Origin of the sequence: Candidatus Chloroploca asiatica (genome assembly GCF_002532075.1) — a bacterium.
Taxonomy (GTDB): domain Bacteria; phylum Chloroflexota; class Chloroflexia; order Chloroflexales; family Chloroflexaceae; genus Chloroploca; species Chloroploca asiatica.
Genome location: NZ_LYXE01000063.1, coordinates 244,323 through 261,557 on the forward strand (window position 1 = coordinate 244,323; position 17,235 = coordinate 261,557).

Genomic DNA, 17,235 nt, shown 5'->3' on the forward strand with positions numbered 1-17,235 from the left:
GATGGAGGTTGCAATGACGCGTAGCCACGATTTTGAATTGCTCCGCGATGAGCAGATCACCGAACTGAATACCCGCGCCCGGCTGTATCGCCACACGCGCACCGGGGCCGAACTGCTCTCGCTCGAGTGCGATGATGAAAATAAATGTTTTGGTATCACCTTTCGTACGCCGCCCTCCGATCATACCGGCATTGCCCATATCCTCGAACATTCTGTGCTCTGTGGCTCACGCAAGTATCCCGTCAAGAAGCCCTTCTTTGAGTTAATCAAGAGTTCAGTCAAGACCTTCCTCAATGCGATGACCTACCCGGATAAGACGACCTATCCCGTCGCATCAACGAATCTTGCCGATTTTTATCATCTCGTTGATGTCTATCTTGATGCGGTCTTTTTCCCGCGCATCACGCCCGAAGTGCTCAAGCAGGAGGGTTGGCACTACGAACTGACCCGCAAAGATGAGCCGCTCTCTTTCCACGGGGTGGTCTTTAACGAGATGAAGGGGCAGTATTCGTCACCTGATTATCTGCTCTATCGCACCAGTCAGGCCGCGCTCTTCCCCGCGACAACCTATGGCATGGCCTCGGGAGGCGATCCAAAATACATTCCCGATCTCACCTTTGAGGCATTCCAAAACTTCCACACGACGCTCTACCATCCTTCCAATGCACGGATCTATTTTTATGGTGATGACGATCCCGAGCGCCGCCTCGAACTGCTTGACGAGTACCTCGCGCAGTTCGACGCTCTGCCGATCCCATCCGACGTGGCCCTGCAACCTCGCTTCCCCGAGCCTCGCATTGTCGAAGAGACCTATACGGCGCCCTCTGAAGAGAGTGGCAAGAAGGGGATGGTGACGATCAACTGGATGATCGGTGAAGAAGACGACGAAACCCGTGTCCTCGCGATGGCAATCCTGAGCTATCTGTTGCTCGGCACGCCAGCCGCACCGCTCTACAAGGCGCTAACTGACTCGGGCCTCGGTGATAGCCTGACCGGCGGCGGCTATAACGATGGGCTACGGCAACACACCTTTTCGGTGGGGCTCAAAGGCATTGATCCGACCGATGCACCGGCCATCGAGGATCTCGTTCTGACCACGTTGCAGCGCCTGGCCGACGAAGGCTTTGATGCCGACCAATTGGCCTCTGCACTCAACACGGTCGAGTTTTCGCTGCGTGAGAATAATACCGGCGGCTTCCCTCGCGGGCTGAGCATCATGCTCCGGGCGCTCGATACCTGGCTCTACGATGGCGACCCGCTGGCCCCGCTGCGCTTCGAGACACCGCTGGCAACGATCAAGGCTGCCCTGACCAACGGCGAACGAATTTTCGAAGATCTGATCCGGCGCACCCTGCTCGAAAATACGCACCGGGTACGCGTGATGCTGCGCCCCGATCCCGAACAGGCAGCCCGCGATGCGGCCGAAGAACGCGCTCGGCTCGATGCCGTCCAAGCGACCCTGAACGACCAGGAGCTTGAACAAATTATTGCCGACACCCAGGCCTTGAAGATCATGCAAGAGACCCCGGATCGCCCCGAAGATCTCGCCCGGATTCCTACGCTGACCCTGGGCGACCTCGATCGTCAGGGCAAGACACTTCCAACGGTACAACTGATCAGCGGTGAAGTGCCCCTGCTCTATCACGATCTCTTTACCAACGGCATCGTCTATCTCGATCTCGTCTTTGATCTGCGGGCCGTTCCGGCGCACCTGCTCGGCTATGTTCCGCTCTTCGCCCGCGCCCTGACCGAGATGGGCACCGCCAACGAGGATTTTGTGCGCCTTGTGCAGCGCATCGGGCGCGACACCGGTGGCATCTATGCCTCAACAAGCACCTCCACCCATCTCCAGACCGGCGAACCACTGGGGCACTTCGTGATCCGGGGCAAGGCGACCGTCGCCCAGACCGAGGCGATGCTCGCCCTGATGCGCGACATCCTGCTGACCGTCAACCTCAATGACCGTGAGCGGTTCCGCCAGATCGCCACCCGCAGCCGGGCTATGCGTGAATCAGCCCTTGTGCCAAGTGGCAATGCCTTCGCCCGCAAGCGCATCCTCGCTCGACTCGCCCCCGCCGAATGGGCCGACGAGCAACTCGGTGGCATCAGCGCCCTCTTCTTTGTCCGTCAACTGGTGCAACGCATCGACGAGGACTGGCCGGGTGTCCTCGCCGATCTCGAACTGATCCGCACCAGCCTGATCAATCGCAGCACGATGGTGGCGAATCTGACGCTCGACGAAGCCAATCAGCGCCAGGTGGCACCGGCCCTCGCCGCCTTCCTCGGCGCATTGCCTTCCACCCCGTACGAACCATCCCCGTGGCCGATCACCGAGCCAGGCCCCGGTGAAGGCCTGATCGTCCCCGCGAAAGTCAATTATGTCGCCAAAGCTGCAAGCCTCTACCCGTTGGGTCTCAAGGTTAGTGGGGCCGCAAGTGCCATCACCCGCTTCTTGAATATCGGCTACTACCTCGAAAAAGTGCGTGTTCAAGGCGGTGCCTATGGGGTCGGAGCCAGTTTTGAACGGAGTACGGGCATCTTCGGGGCTGTCTCATATCGTGACCCGCATCTGCTCAAAACCCTTGCCGTCTATGACCGGGCCGGCGACTATCTGCGCACGGTAGCAATGGATGCAACGGCGATCGAACGCAGCATCATCGGAACCATTGGCGACATCGACGGCTACCAACTGCCCGACGCCAAAGGCTACACCGCTATGATGCGCCACCTCAACGGCATTACCGACGCCTACCGTCAAAATCTGCGCGAACAGATCCTCGACGCGACCGAAGCCGACTTCCGTGCCTTCGCCGAGATCCTCGACACCGTGCGAGATCATGGTATCATTGCCGTCGTTGGTTCCGCCGAGGCGATCGCCACCGCTAACCGCGAGCACCCCGGATTACTCAATCCGGTGAACGTGATGGGCTAGGGGTGCTTTCTGGGGTCCTGCGGCCCCGCGGAAAGATCTGGCGCAAGATGCCAACGTTGCTGGCATCTTGCGCCAGAAACATGATGGGGTCGTAGCCTCCCAAGGATGTCGCTCGTGCTGGGGGTTCATGCATCTGAGCAGAAAGAGTCGCTATGAGTGCCGAGCAAACGGCCACAACCGAGTATCCCATTGATGATCGACGTGAACTGGTTGGCTGGTATTTTTATGACTGGGCCAACTCGACCTTTTCGACCACGGTGGTGACAGTCTTTCTTGGCCCCTATCTTACCTCGATTGCTCGGGCCGCAGCCGATGCCGATGGAATGATCTATCCGCTCGGTATTCCAGTCGCAGCAGGTTCCTATTTCGCCTATATCGTCTCGCTCTCAGTGCTCCTCCAGGTCTTCTTCCTGCCCATCCTCGGGGCTATTGCTGACTACTCGCGTGCCAAAAAGCTCATGCTCGGGATCTTTGCCTATATCGGGGCCTTTGCCACGATGGGCATGTTTTTTCTTCAGGGCGAACGCTATATCCTTGGCGGCTCGCTCTTTTTGATCGCCAATCTCGCTTTTGGTGCTTCCATTGTCTTCTACAATGCCTTCTTGCCCGAAATTGCTAGCCCCGATAACCGCGACCGGGCCTCGTCACGGGGTTGGGCCATGGGCTACCTTGGCGGCGGCTTGCTCTTGTTCCTGAATCTGATCCTCTTTACCAATGCCGCGGCTCTGGGTATCGATGAAGGCACAGCAGTCCGCATCTGTATCACCTCCGCAGGTCTCTGGTGGGCTATCTTTACGATTTTGCCTCTGATTCGCTTGCGTACCCGGGGTGCCATCAAGCGCCTGCCCCCGGGCGAGCGCTACCTGACGATTGGCTTCAAGCAACTGGCCCATACGTTTAGCCAGATGCGGCACTATCGCCAGACACTGCTCTTTTTGCTGGCCTACCTGCTCTATAACGATGGCATTCAGGCCGTCATTGCGCTGGCTGCCCTCTTTGGAGCCGAAGAGCTCGGTATGCCCCAGGGCGTGATCATTCAGGCGATCCTGATGGTGCAGTTTGTCGCCTTTTTTGGTGCCCTCGCTTTTGGCTGGCTGGCGCAGCGGATCGGCACCAAGAGGGCGATTATGCTCAGTCTTGTAATCTGGACGGTGGTGGTCACCTATAGTTATGTGATGCCCGCAGGGGTGCCAGCTCAATTTTTCTTGCTTGCCGCAGCGATTGCCGTCGTTCTCGGGGGCAGTCAGGCGCTCAGTCGTTCGCTCTTTTCGCTCATGATCCCGAAGGGGCAGGAAGCCGAATATTTCAGCATTTACGAGATCAGCGAACGTGGCACGAGCTGGCTCGCCCCGCTCTTGTTTGGCCTCGCCTTCCAAATGACGGGCAGTTACCGCATTGCGCTCATCTCGCTGATGGTCTTCTTCATTGCCGGCATTGTCTTGCTCTTCTTTGTCAATGTCCGTCGTGCGATCGAAGAAGTGGGCAATGAAGCCCCAGCCCTGGTGTAAGAATCTTTCGTGCCCCCCAAACCCGCTGCGCGGGTTTGGGGGGCACGAAGAATGAACTCAACGCCGTCGTCGTTTGGTGCGACGTGGCGGTGCGTTCCCTCGTTGCACCATCGTCTGCCAGGCGGTATCCGTGTCGGGAACCTGCGTCAGTTGCTCATCACTGAACCGGTTGGCCTGGGCATCATTGAGCGACGCCAGCGCCCGCTCATGCTCTTGCTCAGCAGGGCTCCGGCGCACAAACGTGAACCAGGCATACCAGACGAGGCCAATCAGGCCGATGAGCAACACGGCAGCACCGAAGAAGAACACATACGCACTCACCGCCGACCTTCCTGACGCAGCTTGAAGAAGATCCCGGCTGCTTCGGTGCGATTGCTCACACCCAGCTTCTGGTAGATATTCTGCAGATGGAATTTGACCGTATTATCGCTGACCTGCAGGCGCTGGGCGATCTGCGTATTCGTCAACCCCTGAGCCACCAGGTTCAAGACCTCGGCTTCGCGATCGGAGAGATCAGAGGCCGGGCTCGGGCGCTGGCGGTGTTGCCGTAACCAGCGCTTGGCTGCCTGCGGAAAGACAAGCTGACCCTGGTAGACCTGACGAATACAGGCCAAGGTCTGTTGTGGGGCCTCGGTTTTGAGCGCAAAGCCATCGGCTTCGGCCTCAAGTGCCGATTGCATCGTATCGCCGTCATAGAAGGCCGAGAGAATCAACACCTTCGCAGGCACATTCGCCGCCCGGATACTCTGCAGACACGCAATCCCACCAACGGTCGGCATCTGAAGATCGAGCACCACCACATCCGGCGCAAGCGCACGAACTCGTTCGAGCACCTGATCGCCGTCACTGGCCGTCCCCACAACCTCCATGTCGCCTTCACTCTCGATCAGCGAACGCAGACCTTCAAGGACAAGCGCATGGTCATCCGCAAGAAAGACTTTGATCATTGTCACCACATGGCACGATAACCCGCACACACGTCCCAAGACCAGGGCTACTCTCGATCATAAAGGTACCCCCGAGCAGACTCACCCGTTCACGCATCCCTTGCAGCCCAAAATGACCAGTAAGCGCCTGCTGCAACACCGACGAAGCATCAAAGCCACAGCCATTGTCGCGTACTTCCATGATCACATTGTGACCCTTGCAACGCAGACTCACCGTATGATGATCGGCTTCGCCATGGCGTACCGCATTCGAAAGCGCCTCTTGCAAGATACGATAGAAGCTGATCTTTACGGGCAAAGGTACCGCAGGCAGTTCACCCTCAAGCTTAAGACAGACTGGATTACCCGTCAATTCCTCGTGCTGGATCACTAACCCTTCAAGGATGGCAACCAGGTCACGGCGTTCAAATTCAGGCGGACGAAACGCACCCATAAAGGTACGGATCTCATTGAGCGCATTCTCAAGCAGAGTAACACTGCGCCTGATCCGTTCGAGTTCATCTAAAGCGGGATCAGGGCTTTGCACCATCCGGCGTTGCACAACATAGAGTTGTGAGAGCGCGGCAAAAATATTTTGCACCGGGCCATCATGAATGTCAAGAATGATCCGGCCTACCTCACGCTCGGCAATTTCGAGAAAGCGCCCCGATGGTTCCTGAATGCGATTAGGATAGTGATCAATGCTCATGGCCGCACTGCCTTTCACTGGATGCCATGTAGTATACACCCGGCAGTCACAGCCACGATCAAGAAAATGGTTTCATGCGCTCTACAGGGTGTTGAGAAATGGCTACCACCCTGCTGTGGGCACCAGCATACGATCAACGGCCGCAAACCCCGCCTTGATAATGCCTTCGACATCAAGCCCAAACGCTCGATAGAGTTCATCACGTGTACCCGACTGACCAAAGGCATCCACGCCCAGCGCAAGCACCGGCGCACCATAGATGCTACCGAGCCAGGCCAGTGCGTGTGACGCAGCATCATGCACAGTCACAAACGGTGCCGTCGCTTCATCGGGCGGAATCAGCCAGGTCAGGTCATCTCCAGCACGCCAGGCTTCATAGAGCCGCCGCGGACTCGGCAGGTTGAGCACATTGACCGCAACGCCCTCGCGACGCAGGTAGTCAGCTGCAGCCACCACTTCGGGCATCACCGCGCCCGCTGCCGCCAGTTGCAAGACCGGGGCCTCAGGGTGATCCGCATGATCACGGCGGTCAATCAGTCGATACCCGCCCGCCAGCACCTGACGCCGCAACTCGGCTCGCCCAAGCCGTTGTAGCGCTGGTTCAAGCAACCCCTGATCAAGTGGTCGCGTCGAAAGACGTAAATAGGTCGCCCGACCCTGCTCGCGATCACAACACTGCTTGAGTCCTTCCAGCAGCGTCCAGACCAACTCGACCGCAAAGCAAGGCTCAAAACTATGCAAATTGGGCAACTCGATGCCGAGCGAAGGCGTGACGGTTGACTGGTGCGCACCACCCTCGGGGGCAAGCGTAATGCCCGAGGGGGTGCCGGCCACGACAAACTTTGCCCCCGTATAGAGCCCGTAAATCAAGGCATCAAGCCCCCGACACACAAATGGGTCATAGACGGTACCAATCGGCAACAGGATCTCGTCAAGCAACTCGTGGCTCAAGCCAAACATGCCTAGCAGCATAAACAGGTTCATCTCGGAGATGCCCAGTTCAATGTGCTGACCCGAAGGGCCACGTTTCCAGCGGAGCAACCGATAAACCTCGGCGCTCTCGAAATCAGGTTCTTCGGTGGGCGCATAGACCCCGGTCTTATTGATCCAACCCGAAAGATTCGTTGACACCGAGACATCCGGCGAGGTCGTCACAATGCGTTCACGCAGCCCTGGCACCTCGCTCAGACGCATTAACGCACGCCCAAAACTCTCCTGCGTACTTGTCTGTCCAGTCGCCAGCACCTCAAGATCATCAGGAATTGTTGCCGCAACGGCTGTCAGCCGCTCACGCGCCCCCGAAGACGCCGCGTGTGGCCCATACAGACGCTGCGCAACGGCAGCACACAACTGCCCTTCGGGGCTAGCAGGCTCAAAACCGGCCCAGAGCGCCTCAGCCTTGATGCCAAGGTCTTCACGAAGCGTCTCGATCTGCTCAGTTGTCAGCAACTGCGAGTGATTCAACGGATGCCCGGCAATCGGCAACCCCCACCCCTTGATCGTATAGGCAAAAATGATCGTCGGGCGACGCGGTGCTTCATCAGCCTGGGCCAGTGTTGCCAGCAGTTCTTCGAGATCGTGACCGCCCAGATTCGCCAGAATCTGCGGCAATTCAGCATCAGGAATATCAGCCAGCAACGTCGCCAGCGCCGGATCATCGCCAAGCAAACGCGGGCGAAGTTCCGCCCCCGGCAAGCGAATCAGCGCCTGATACTCCTCATTGCGCATCTCATCAATGCGTTGCCGAAGCGCCGCGCCACCCTCACGGGCAAAGAGCGCCTGCAAGCGACGTCCATACTTCGCCTCGAGCACACGCCAGCCACTCTCGGCAAAGAGACGTTTGAGATGAGCCGCCCGAATCCCGGGCACAACCCGATCGAGGCTCTGTCGATTGAGATCAACGATCCAGAGCAAATGCTCAAGACCGGCGAGGGCCGGATCAAGAATCGCTTCCCAGACATTGCCCTCATCGAGTTCCGCATCACCAACAAGGGCCACAAAACGACGGGTATCAGGTGCGCCAAAATGGGCGGCCGCATAGCGCCCAGCGAGGGCCGCAAATGCAGGCGCGACCGCACCAAGCCCAACCGAACCCGTTGAAAAATCGACGTGGTCAGGATCTTTGGTCCGCGATGGATAGGCCTGTAACCCACCGAAAGAGCGCAGCGTCGGCAGATAGTGTTCGGGCAACTGACCAAGCAGATACTGGATCGCATGAAAGACCGGTGAAGCATGGGGCTTGACCGCCACCCGATCACCAGGACGCAAATAGTGGAAATAGAGTGCCGTCAAGATCGAAATCATCGAAGCTGAGGAAGCCTGATGACCACCAACCTTGGTGCCATCATGATTTGGGCGTACATAATTGGCATGATGGACAATGCACGTAGACAACCAGAGAATCCGTTGCTGCACCCGTTCAAGGGTCGCAAGCTCATCTGCGGATACAACCGGAGCCAGTGGCGTATCCACTGACACCGCATCTGCCGGGCGGCGCTGCCTGGAAGTTGTCATCGTCGTTTCCGTTCGTTGGCTACTGGTTCACTCACCTGCTGATACAATTGATTGAGCGAGGCAATGCTTGCGTCCCAATCATAGTGATCGACCACATGAGCCCGCCCGGCGGCCCCGAGTGTCCGTCCCAGTTCGGGATCGTGCATCAAGCGGATCACCGCCTCGGCAAAGGCCTGGGGTCGATCCGCAATCAAGAGATGCTTGCCATTGCGCAGCCCGGCAATGCCCTCGACCGCCATAGAGGTCGCCACCACCGGAGCCTCCATAGACAGTGCCTCGAGCAACTTGAGACGCGAGCCGCCGCCAATGCGCATCGGGACAACAAAGACCGCAGCCCCATCAATATAAGGGGCGACACTGGGCACCTCACCAATTAATTCCACCTCATCGCTTGCCAGCGTCTGCACAACGCGCCCTGGGGCGCGGCCAACAACCAGAAGGCGCACCCCGCGGCGTTTCTGCCGCAGCAGAGGCAGAACTTCAGCCGTAAACCAGCGCAGGGCATCAAGATTTGGTCGATAGTCAAGCGCACCCACAAAGACCATAGTCGAGGAACCGAGATCGCCCCGTACAGCCCCAGGACGGATGCGCGCCGTATCAACGCCATTGGGCACAACCGCCAGTTTCGACGCAGCCGCAGGCACCAGGCGTTGCAACGCAGCACGATCCTGCTCTGAGACAACAAGCACATGGTCAAACGCCCGCAGCAGGCGTCGTTCATAGCGCGACAACTTACGCCACTGCACCAACGAATAGATCCCCGCAACGAGCCTGCCAGGTGGAAGCGCGAAACCACCCTTCAAATCAGCAAGCGCAGCGCGGCGCTGCAACAAATATTCAGCATTGAACTGATCAAGCACGATCCGCTGCGTCAGATCGCGTGCCATCAGCGCATAATGAGCCATCTCGATACTCTCGGCCTGCACCACATCATAATGTTCCGCCGCCAGCAACCGGCTCAGCGCCTCTGCATACGGCTGGCTACGATTCCGTAGGGCCATATCGGGCAACGGCGCAGCCAGCGTAGTCACAGCACGACGCAGCATCGAGCGCGGGGGCGGGCCATGCACGGTCACCACACTATAACGTTCGCGCAACGGTGCCAGTGCCGCAGCCGCAGCCGCATTGGGGGCAAACGTCAACAAGGTCAGATCATGATGCATCGCAAGACCGCGGGCCAGATGAAAAACCCGCAAGGCCCCACCACTACGCGGCGGGAAAGGAGGATACGGGGCAAGCAGTAAAATCTTCATCGCTACCCTTCTGTCTGGGGTCAGCCGGAACCAGCATGATCATACCATAGCTAGCGTGATTGCCCAAACAGGGGAGATTCAAGTTGGTCAAAAACGCCAGCTACGCTGGCGTTTTTGACCAACTTAAAACAGCCCCCTGGGAGCCTACGCTCGTGCAGTCATCCGACGCAGACCAGCCGGAGGATCGACCCGAGCAATTTCAAAAGGACTGCAGGTTTTGATGATAGCAAACGCCGTATCAACGGCTGCGGGGGTCGACGCACTGGTCGACACCTGCGGTCGGCGCTGAATTTCACCACGCGCAGCGGCCTTCTCAGCCGCACTGCCCAGCAGATACGCAACCGGAATGCCAGCCAGAAAACCGAGGACAATGCCAATGACCAGGGCAACCCCGAGCCAGGTCAGCGCGACAGCAAGGGTCGTCGGAAAGTTTGCCAGCATACCCATATTCCGGTTTTCGGGAAAGACCCCATAAATCAACCCAAGCAAACCACCGAGCGCACCGATGGTCACCATCCCACCCAGGGTCGAGACCAGAATGGTCTTGATGCGAAACCATTCAACTGTCTCGCCAAGACCAAGGTACGCACCAGCACCATCGTCACTCATCCCGACCGTCACCTCACCAAAACCAGCCTCTCGCAAACGGGACGCCGCCAGTTGGGCTTGCGCCTGGTCAGTAAAGGTTGCCATCACCATTGCCATGGCACGTGCTCCTTGCCCATACGGGCTTGCCGGCAAGCAGACGTAGCTCGCCACCATTGCCTCTATTGTACCGCGTCTGGATACGGTTGTGTGCAGCCAACATGAACGACTTGTACAAAAGATCCAGCTTTCGTTCGAATGATTTTGGATGCCTTGACTCTTGATACAACAGGGCATTCTGTTAACATAGTTATTATCTAGCAACCAAACAAGACAGATATTTCAGGCCATGTGCGCCAACATGCGTAAGGGGGTGAGTACTACGTTCGCTACCCGCTCTGCAACGTCGCAGCGCCGGGGGTGAGCTGCTCTAACGAGACACAACTATCGCTGAGTAGCGTACTTCCGAAGTCGACCGGATGGATTTCTCTCGTATGTCTCATAAGTTTCACGCATCCGAACTGGTCACAAGCTGCATATGTTGTTAAGGAGTGTTCAGAATGGAAGAGATGGTAGTTGCGCTTGATACGATGTGGTTGTTGTTGGCAGCGTTCCTTGTCTTCTTCATGCAGGCCGGGTTTGCCTTGCTGGAAGCCGGGGCGACGCGCTCAAAAAATGCTGTCAACATTTTGATGAAAAACTTGATGGACTTCTGCATCGCAGCGCTGACCTTCTGGATGATCGGCTGGGGTTTTGCCTATGGTGCCTCAGCAGGTGGTTTTATCGGTGTCGATCAGTTCTTCCTCGGTTATGATGCAGCTGAGGCTGGTGGCGTACCAATCCTGGCAAGCTGGCTCTTCCAGGTGGTCTTTGCTGGCACTGCGGCAACGATTGTCTCTGGGGCCCTGGCCGAGCGCACAAAGTTCTCGTCCTACCTGATTGTCAGCGCGGTGATGGCCGTGCTCATCTATCCGGTGGTGGTTCACTGGGTCTGGAGTGGCGCAGGCTGGCTGAGTGATCTTGGGTTCACCGATTTCGCCGGCAGTACGGTCGTTCACAGCGTCGGCGGGTGGGCTGCCTTGATGGGTGCGATTGTGCTCGGCGCACGCATCGGTCGCTTCTCGAAGGATGGCAAATCCCAGCCGATTCCTGGACACAACATCTCGCTGGTCGGTCTTGGTGTCTTCATTCTCTGGCTCGGCTGGTTCGGCTTCAATCCTGGGAGCCAGCTGGCACTCTCGTCACAGGCTGATGCCAATGCGGTAGCACTGGTTGCCGTCAATACAACCCTTGCGGCCGCTGCTGCTGCTGTTGCAACCATTATCTTCACCTGGATTCGTACGGGCAAGCCTGATCCCAATCTGACCCTCAACAGTGTCATCGGTGGTCTGGTGGCGATTACTGCCCCATGTGCCTTTGTCACCCCGGTGGGCGCCGTGATTATCGGCCTGGTCGCTGGCCCGCTCCTGGTCTTCTCGACCTCGTGGCTTGAGTCGCTGAAGATTGACGACCCGGTCGGCGCAGTGCCTGCCCACCTGGTCAATGGTGTCTGGGGCACCCTGGCACTTGGTCTCTTTGCCGCCATCGAGGGCAACACCGGCACGCTTGGCCTCTTCTACGGTGGTGGCATGGCCCTTCTGATCGCCCAGGCGATTGGGGTGGTCGCGGTTGGCGTCTGGACGGTGGTGCTCTCGGGTGCGCTGTTCTATGCACTCAAGGCCACCATCGGTCTGCGCGTCAGCAAAGAGGAAGAGGAACTCGGCCTCGACCTTGGCGAGCACGGTGTCGCAGCCTATCCTGACTTTATCCCGACCCCGACCCCGGGTATGGCCCCGCCTGCGCCCCCTTCCGGTGGTGTCAGCCGCGCTCCAGCCAAGTAACCTTTCTTCACCATCTAAACAACGCGTGAGGCGACAGGCTCAAGCCTGTCGCCTCACGCGTTGTTTAGAGGATCATTAAGTTGTGCATTTTGTACACTTCATGGGGCTTGTATTTGTTGAAATGATCCAGTTGGTCTGGTATGATTGAACAGGAAAAGAAACTGCAACGATGCAGCGGAGGTTCAACCATGGAAATTATATCTGACCTGCAAAGTATCCTGATCGGGTTGATCGGCTGGGCAGCCACCACGTTGATGCTTGAGAATGCATCACGCTTGACCGTTACCGACCGTCGAGTGATGAGTGTCTTTAGCTGGACGATCTGGATGATCCCCGCATTTGGGGCCTTGGTGTTACAAGGCTTGCTCACCACCTACACCGCCGTGCTGTATGTATGCATCACGACGCTTGCCCTTGGCGTGATTATGGTGATTGGCGTGTCGCGTCGGACACACACCCGCTCTTGAAGTAAGATAAATCTCGGTGACAGACGAACACAAAAAAGGCCAGCAATGCTGGCCTTTTTTGTGTTCGTCTGTCACCAAGGCTTATGAGTCGTAGTACATCGAGAACTCATAAGGATGCGGGCGCAGGGCAATGGAGACGGCCTCACGGCGCTTGGCATCAATGTACGCCTCGAGCAGGTCAGGTGTAAAGACGCCACCCTGCAGCAAGAACTCGTAGTCAGCCTCAAGGGCATCCAGTGCTTCACCCAGTGAACCAGGCGTGCCACGGATATCGGCCTTCTCTTCGGGCGACAGCTCGTAGATATCAACATCAAGCGGCGCAGGCGGCTCGATCTTGTTCATAATGCCATCCACGCCAGCCATCATCATCGCAGCAAAGGCCAGATAGGGGTTGCACATCGCATCGGGGGCACGGAACTCGATGCGGCGCGACTTGGGCGACGACGAATAGGTCGGGATACGAATGGCCGCCGAACGGTTGCGCACTGAGTAGACCAGGTTAATCGGGGCCTCGAAGCCTGGAACCAACCGCCGGTAGCTGTTGGTTGAAGGTGCACAGATTGCCAACAGGGCCGGGGCGTGCTTGAGAATGCCACCAATGTAATACTGGGCCATCTTCGAAAGCAGCGCATACTGCGTCTCATCAAAGAAGAGCGGCTCACCATCTTTCCAGAGACTCTGGTGACAATGCATGCCCGAGCCATTGTCGCCAAAGAGGGGTTTGGGCATAAAGGTCGCGCTATAGCCATGATCACGTGCGATCTGACGCACCACATACTTGTATTTCTGCAACTGGTCAGCCATCTTAACCAGCGTATCAAAGCGCATATCAATTTCGCACTGCCCGGCTGTCGCCACTTCGTGATGGTGCAGTTCGATATCGATCCCAAACTCCATCATCTTCAAGATCATCTTGGAACGAATATCCTGAAGGGTATCGGTGGGCGGCACGGGGAAATAACCCTCTTTGTGGCGAATGCGATAGCCCTTATTACCGCCAGGAACCTCTGCGCCGGTATTCCACACCGCCTCGGGGCTATCCACGAAGTAGTAGCCGTGATTCGCCGCCTGGCTAAAGCGCACATCGCTAAAGAGGAAAAACTCAGCCTCGGGGCCAAAGTAGGCCGTATCAGCAAGGCCAGTACTCTTGAGATAAGCTTCGGCCTTCTTCGCAACATTACGCGGGTCACGCGAATAGGGTTCGCGGACAATCGGATCAATAATGTCACAGATTAGCACCAGCGTCGGCACCCCGAGCGTCGTATCAACAAAGGCCGAACTGGGATCAGGCACCATGAGCATATCGCTCTCGTTGATCACCTGAAAACCCTTGATGGAAGAACCGTCAAAGCCCAGACCCTCTTCCATCATGTCTTCGGTCAACCGCGAGGCAGGCAGTGAATAGTGCTGCCATCCGCCGAAAAGATCGGTAAAACGGGTGTCGACAATCTTGATGTCATGGTCTTTAATCAGTTTGAGAACGTCCTTAGCGGTCATACTCATACAGCCAATCTCCTTGTGTAGCTACAGAACGGACAGGGTCCTGCGGACGCGATCCAACCTGCGCAACGCGGCGGCGCGACAATACTGGGGCGCGACACGGCGCGAATGCACTGACGAAAAGCCCTGATGGGCGATGGACGGGAGAAGATACGAGAAAACGTCAACCCCGGGGACTCTGTATATCTTCCGAGATACAGAAAGGGCTGAACCGTTGATTGCGACTGTCTGCGCCATTGCAATGTCGACAACTATCACGCGTACCTGGCGCACCACGATGTCGATCTCTCCTTGCGCGGGTCTGGACAAGCAATTTGCCCATGCACATTACATTCCATCATAAGCGACTCTTGACCCTCGTGCCAGAGTGAGAAGATCCAATGTCAGCACGGCCTGATTGTATAAAATAAACAAATGCCCGCCTGACTCGGTTGCAGGCTACGTCCGCGACCGAGTAAGCCTCCCTAGAGGCGCTTCTATCGCTAGGGAGGCGAGGAGGTTTCCCGAGAACCCTCATACTTGACCAACGCAAAAAGCTTCTTTTCTCGGAATATCATATGCTATAATACGTATGTGGGTGACAGAAGAAAGCAAAAGAGTATCTTGATGAACAGTGCCTACACAGCTATTTTTGTTGGTGAATTAAGCAATGATGACAGATCATTACTTGAGGCTGTACATGTTCTGGTTGAGTTCAAGATCATAGAAAACAGTAAAGATGCCTATTATCAGGTGACAGAAAAGATGTCTGATTATGTTATTCTGCCCCTTAGCCATTCTGATACGCACATTTTGAGGCTTTTTCATGAACTGCGGATGAATGGCCGTGTGTGCGTTATCGTCTGGGGTGAAGAGAACCTGACAGCTTTTAATGGGCGTGGCTATCGCTGGCGACGTTCGGCAAACAAAAATGCTGCTGGCCTCGACTCATTGCTGATCTGGGGCAAGTGGCCACTGGCCGTGCCCTATAAGCGATCACAAGAGTCCCTGCGCCAATCAAGTATCTCTTCGCACGCTAAAACGTCGGCTGAACCTACGGCCACAAGTACCGAACTTGCTGCGCACGTATCTTCGCATTGACCGCTGCGCTTCAGCCTGCTACACAGCACGCGCCTCGTGCTACGAACGCTGTGAGCTGAGCCACTTGAAGACAAGCCCTACGGCACAGAAGAACAACCCGATCCAGAGCAAAGAGAGCGAGCCTCCAGGCGAACGCGAGGCCCCTACATGGGGAACGTGGGGACTGGTCGGGGTGACCGTGGCAATGGCACTAGGCGTGCGTGTGACGGTTGGTCGCATTGCAGTAGGAGTCGGTGACGGAGTCGGCGAAGGAGCCAGTGCGGTAGCCGTCAATTCGGCGCGAATCGTCTCAACTGGCTGCGTAGTGAGCGGCTTCCGGGTCGGATCAAGCGTCGGGCGGAGGCTAACCATGGCGCCATATGCCTCGCGAGGCGGACTGACATATGCCTGCACGACCCCTGTTGCATCAGCGTATCCTCCCGAGGCGATCATCAATACCAGGAGGATCAGCAGAAGGGGGAGGAAGAGACTACGGCTGTGTTGAGACATTCTCTACCACGTTCACGGTGATCATTGCTAGGGGCAACAGATCACCTTGATCAAAGGAGGGGTCAGTTGACAACTCATCAAATGTGTCGGCCAGTGCATAGATCTCGTACTCCTGGGCTATGGAGAACGCAAGGAAGTTCGAGCGCTCGGGGTCGGCATTGAGGGTATTAAGATCGCGGACTTCACCCGGTGCCAGTCGATCAACCCGCCAGGTTGAGCCATACTCGGCAATCTCGGGCCAGGCAACGGCCAGCGCCGGCGGCAAAACAGGCGCAATATAGAGATCCACCCAGAAGGGTTGATTGATTGGCCTGGTACCAACATTGCGCACCTGAACGAGAATATTGACGTTTTCACCAACCTGCGGTTGTGAAGGCGTGACGGCAACGATCGCGATCTCGATCTGCGCCATAGCAGACACCGAGGTCGGCGTCGGTGGCACAACGCGGGTCGGAGGATTGACGGTCATCGATGGCTCAAGTGGCAAAGGAGGGACAGTAGCCTCGGCCATGCTGGTCGGCAACGTTGGAACAGCGGTCGCCACCGGTGTTTGCCCAGCAAGCGGGTCTTGACGCGCAATGAGGTTGCCCACCACAAAGACGACCAACATCACCACACCAAGCAAAAAGAGCAACCAGACCCATAGAACCGGGCCAGAACGTTCTTCCTCAGCCCCCTCATCAGGTGTTACGGGCGAAGAAGCAGTGGGCTTGCCATATGTACCAAGAGCCTCTTCGAGCGGACTGCGGAACGGGGACTGGCGAGGCTGATGCTCCCAGGAAGCTCGCGGGTCTTCTTCGGACACGGGCGGGGCTTCACTTCCCGGGCCAACGAGAGGCTCTCCATCATCAACCTCAGCCACCCCGGCGGGCGTGGGCGGCGCTTCAGCATCCTCCTCTGCCACCTCGGTGGACGTGGGCGGCGCTTCGGCCACTACCTCGGCGGGCGCAGACGGCGCTTCCGGCCCCACGAACTCCTCAGAACGAGGAGCATCACCACCAACCCCGGCGAAAAGCGCAGGCTCAAGCTCAGGGAGGCCACGATGTTGACGGAGCAACGCAGGCAACGTGGCAAGGGGATGTGGCCCGGGAGAAAGAGGTTCGAAGCCGACGGCCAAGCGCACCTGATCGGGATCAACAATGATCAGCGGGGGATGATGATGAAAATGGCGATAGCTGATCAGGACATTCGTATCGCCACCGGCACTGCCAACCACAACCAGCGCAGCCATTTCCACCAGAGGATGGAACGGCACCTGATCATGGGTGAGCAATGTCACCTGATAGCCAACACTGGTGAGAGTCTCAACAAGAAATGGCTGACCATCACTGGCAACATCAATAAGAAAGGCGTCTGATGGCTGAGGGTGACGTGTCATCAGCGTTGCGAAGG

Annotated in this window: 14 protein-coding genes; 5 read left to right on the forward strand and 9 right to left on the reverse strand. The window is 57.3% G+C overall.

The features are described 5' to 3' along the window. Positions 1 to 13: 13 nt before the first annotated feature. Both A9Q02_RS06865 and A9Q02_RS06870 read left to right on the forward strand, forming a co-directional pair. The gene (locus A9Q02_RS06865; protein WP_097651594.1) at positions 14 to 2,932 is read left to right on the forward strand and encodes an insulinase family protein; all 2,919 of its coding nucleotides are present in this window, start codon (positions 14 to 16) and stop codon (positions 2,930 to 2,932) included. 152 nt (positions 2,933 to 3,084) lie between these two features. Then, positions 3,085 to 4,440: an MFS transporter gene (locus A9Q02_RS06870; protein WP_097651595.1), complete on the forward strand. Its 1,356-nt coding sequence runs from the start codon at positions 3,085 to 3,087 to the stop codon at positions 4,438 to 4,440. 57 nt (positions 4,441 to 4,497) lie between these two features. On the opposite strand, the gene A9Q02_RS06875 is transcribed toward A9Q02_RS06870, so the two are convergent. The 6 genes from A9Q02_RS06875 to A9Q02_RS06900 all read right to left on the reverse strand — a co-directional run bounded on the left by A9Q02_RS06875 (position 4,498) and on the right by A9Q02_RS06900 (position 10,547). Beyond that, on the reverse strand, positions 4,498 to 4,761 hold the full coding sequence (locus A9Q02_RS06875) for a hypothetical protein (RefSeq protein ID WP_097651596.1): 264 nt from the start codon (positions 4,759 to 4,761) through the stop codon (positions 4,498 to 4,500). Beyond that, positions 4,758 to 5,387 carry a response regulator gene (locus tag A9Q02_RS06880; RefSeq protein ID WP_097651597.1) on the reverse strand — a complete coding sequence of 210 codons (630 nt, stop codon included), beginning with the start codon at positions 5,385 to 5,387 and terminating at the stop codon, positions 4,758 to 4,760. Before A9Q02_RS06880 ends, A9Q02_RS06875 begins: the two co-directional genes overlap by 4 nt. Beyond that, positions 5,362 to 6,075 carry a sensor histidine kinase gene (locus A9Q02_RS06885; RefSeq protein WP_097651598.1) on the reverse strand — a complete coding sequence of 238 codons (714 nt, stop codon included), beginning with the start codon at positions 6,073 to 6,075 and terminating at the stop codon, positions 5,362 to 5,364. Before A9Q02_RS06885 ends, A9Q02_RS06880 begins: the two co-directional genes overlap by 26 nt. Before the next feature lie 102 nt (positions 6,076 to 6,177). After that, entirely contained in the window at positions 6,178 to 8,589 is a 2,412-nt protein-coding gene (locus A9Q02_RS06890) for a transketolase-like TK C-terminal-containing protein (protein WP_097651599.1), read from the reverse strand. Continuing rightward, positions 8,586 to 9,842 (reverse strand): glycosyltransferase, encoded by a 1,257-nt coding sequence (locus A9Q02_RS06895; protein WP_097651600.1) that lies wholly within the window; start codon positions 9,840 to 9,842, stop codon positions 8,586 to 8,588. The genes A9Q02_RS06890 and A9Q02_RS06895 overlap by 4 nt, the downstream gene beginning before the upstream one ends. A 144-nt stretch (positions 9,843 to 9,986) precedes the next feature. Continuing rightward, positions 9,987 to 10,547 carry a hypothetical protein gene (locus A9Q02_RS06900; RefSeq protein ID WP_097651601.1) on the reverse strand — a complete coding sequence of 187 codons (561 nt, stop codon included), beginning with the start codon at positions 10,545 to 10,547 and terminating at the stop codon, positions 9,987 to 9,989. A gap of 440 nt (positions 10,548 to 10,987) precedes the next feature. Between A9Q02_RS06900 and A9Q02_RS06905 the strand changes: the two genes are divergently transcribed. Together A9Q02_RS06905 and A9Q02_RS06910 are read left to right on the forward strand one after the other, a co-directional pair. Beyond that, positions 10,988 to 12,307: an ammonium transporter gene (locus A9Q02_RS06905; RefSeq protein ID WP_097651602.1), complete on the forward strand. Its 1,320-nt coding sequence runs from the start codon at positions 10,988 to 10,990 to the stop codon at positions 12,305 to 12,307. A gap of 188 nt (positions 12,308 to 12,495) precedes the next feature. Next, positions 12,496 to 12,774 (forward strand): hypothetical protein, encoded by a 279-nt coding sequence (locus A9Q02_RS06910; protein ID WP_097651603.1) that lies wholly within the window; start codon positions 12,496 to 12,498, stop codon positions 12,772 to 12,774. Positions 12,775 to 12,855: 81 nt separating this feature from the next. Here A9Q02_RS06910 and glnA read toward each other — a convergent pair whose 3' ends face one another. Continuing rightward, positions 12,856 to 14,277 (reverse strand): type I glutamate--ammonia ligase, encoded by a 1,422-nt coding sequence (glnA, locus tag A9Q02_RS06915; RefSeq protein ID WP_097651604.1) that lies wholly within the window; start codon positions 14,275 to 14,277, stop codon positions 12,856 to 12,858. Between the two features lie 603 nt (positions 14,278 to 14,880). On the opposite strand from glnA, the gene A9Q02_RS06920 reads away from it, so the two are divergent. Next, on the forward strand, positions 14,881 to 15,354 hold the full coding sequence (locus A9Q02_RS06920; RefSeq protein ID WP_097651605.1) for a hypothetical protein: 474 nt from the start codon (positions 14,881 to 14,883) through the stop codon (positions 15,352 to 15,354). Between the two features lie 39 nt (positions 15,355 to 15,393). Here A9Q02_RS06920 and A9Q02_RS06925 read toward each other — a convergent pair whose 3' ends face one another. Next, positions 15,394 to 15,843 carry a hypothetical protein gene (locus A9Q02_RS06925; protein ID WP_097651606.1) on the reverse strand — a complete coding sequence of 150 codons (450 nt, stop codon included), beginning with the start codon at positions 15,841 to 15,843 and terminating at the stop codon, positions 15,394 to 15,396. Further along, the gene (locus A9Q02_RS06930) at positions 15,824 to 17,221 is read right to left on the reverse strand and encodes a hypothetical protein (protein ID WP_097651607.1); all 1,398 of its coding nucleotides are present in this window, start codon (positions 17,219 to 17,221) and stop codon (positions 15,824 to 15,826) included. The genes A9Q02_RS06925 and A9Q02_RS06930 overlap by 20 nt, the downstream gene beginning before the upstream one ends. Positions 17,222 to 17,235: the final 14 nt, after the last annotated feature.

Bases quoted from the DNA above. Each gene is read 5' to 3' on its own strand.
- A9Q02_RS06865 (WP_097651594.1), top strand. From the start codon at position 14: ATGACGCGTAGCCACGATTTTGAATTGCTCCGCGATGAGCAGATCACC.
- A9Q02_RS06870 (WP_097651595.1), top strand. From the start codon at position 3,085: ATGAGTGCCGAGCAAACGGCCACAACCGAGTATCCCATTGATGATCGA.
- A9Q02_RS06880 (WP_097651597.1), bottom strand. From the start codon at position 5,387: ATGATCAAAGTCTTTCTTGCGGATGACCATGCGCTTGTCCTTGAAGGT.
- A9Q02_RS06885 (WP_097651598.1), bottom strand. From the start codon at position 6,075: ATGAGCATTGATCACTATCCTAATCGCATTCAGGAACCATCGGGGCGC.
- A9Q02_RS06890 (WP_097651599.1), bottom strand. From the start codon at position 8,589: ATGACAACTTCCAGGCAGCGCCGCCCGGCAGATGCGGTGTCAGTGGAT.
- A9Q02_RS06895 (WP_097651600.1), bottom strand. From the start codon at position 9,842: ATGAAGATTTTACTGCTTGCCCCGTATCCTCCTTTCCCGCCGCGTAGT.
- A9Q02_RS06900 (WP_097651601.1), bottom strand. From the start codon at position 10,547: ATGGCAATGGTGATGGCAACCTTTACTGACCAGGCGCAAGCCCAACTG.
- A9Q02_RS06905 (WP_097651602.1), top strand. From the start codon at position 10,988: ATGGAAGAGATGGTAGTTGCGCTTGATACGATGTGGTTGTTGTTGGCA.
- A9Q02_RS06910 (WP_097651603.1), top strand. From the start codon at position 12,496: ATGGAAATTATATCTGACCTGCAAAGTATCCTGATCGGGTTGATCGGC.
- glnA (WP_097651604.1), bottom strand. From the start codon at position 14,277: ATGAGTATGACCGCTAAGGACGTTCTCAAACTGATTAAAGACCATGAC.
- A9Q02_RS06920 (WP_097651605.1), top strand. From the start codon at position 14,881: ATGAACAGTGCCTACACAGCTATTTTTGTTGGTGAATTAAGCAATGAT.
- A9Q02_RS06925 (WP_097651606.1), bottom strand. From the start codon at position 15,843: ATGTCTCAACACAGCCGTAGTCTCTTCCTCCCCCTTCTGCTGATCCTC.
- A9Q02_RS06930 (WP_097651607.1), bottom strand. From the start codon at position 17,221: ATGACACGTCACCCTCAGCCATCAGACGCCTTTCTTATTGATGTTGCC.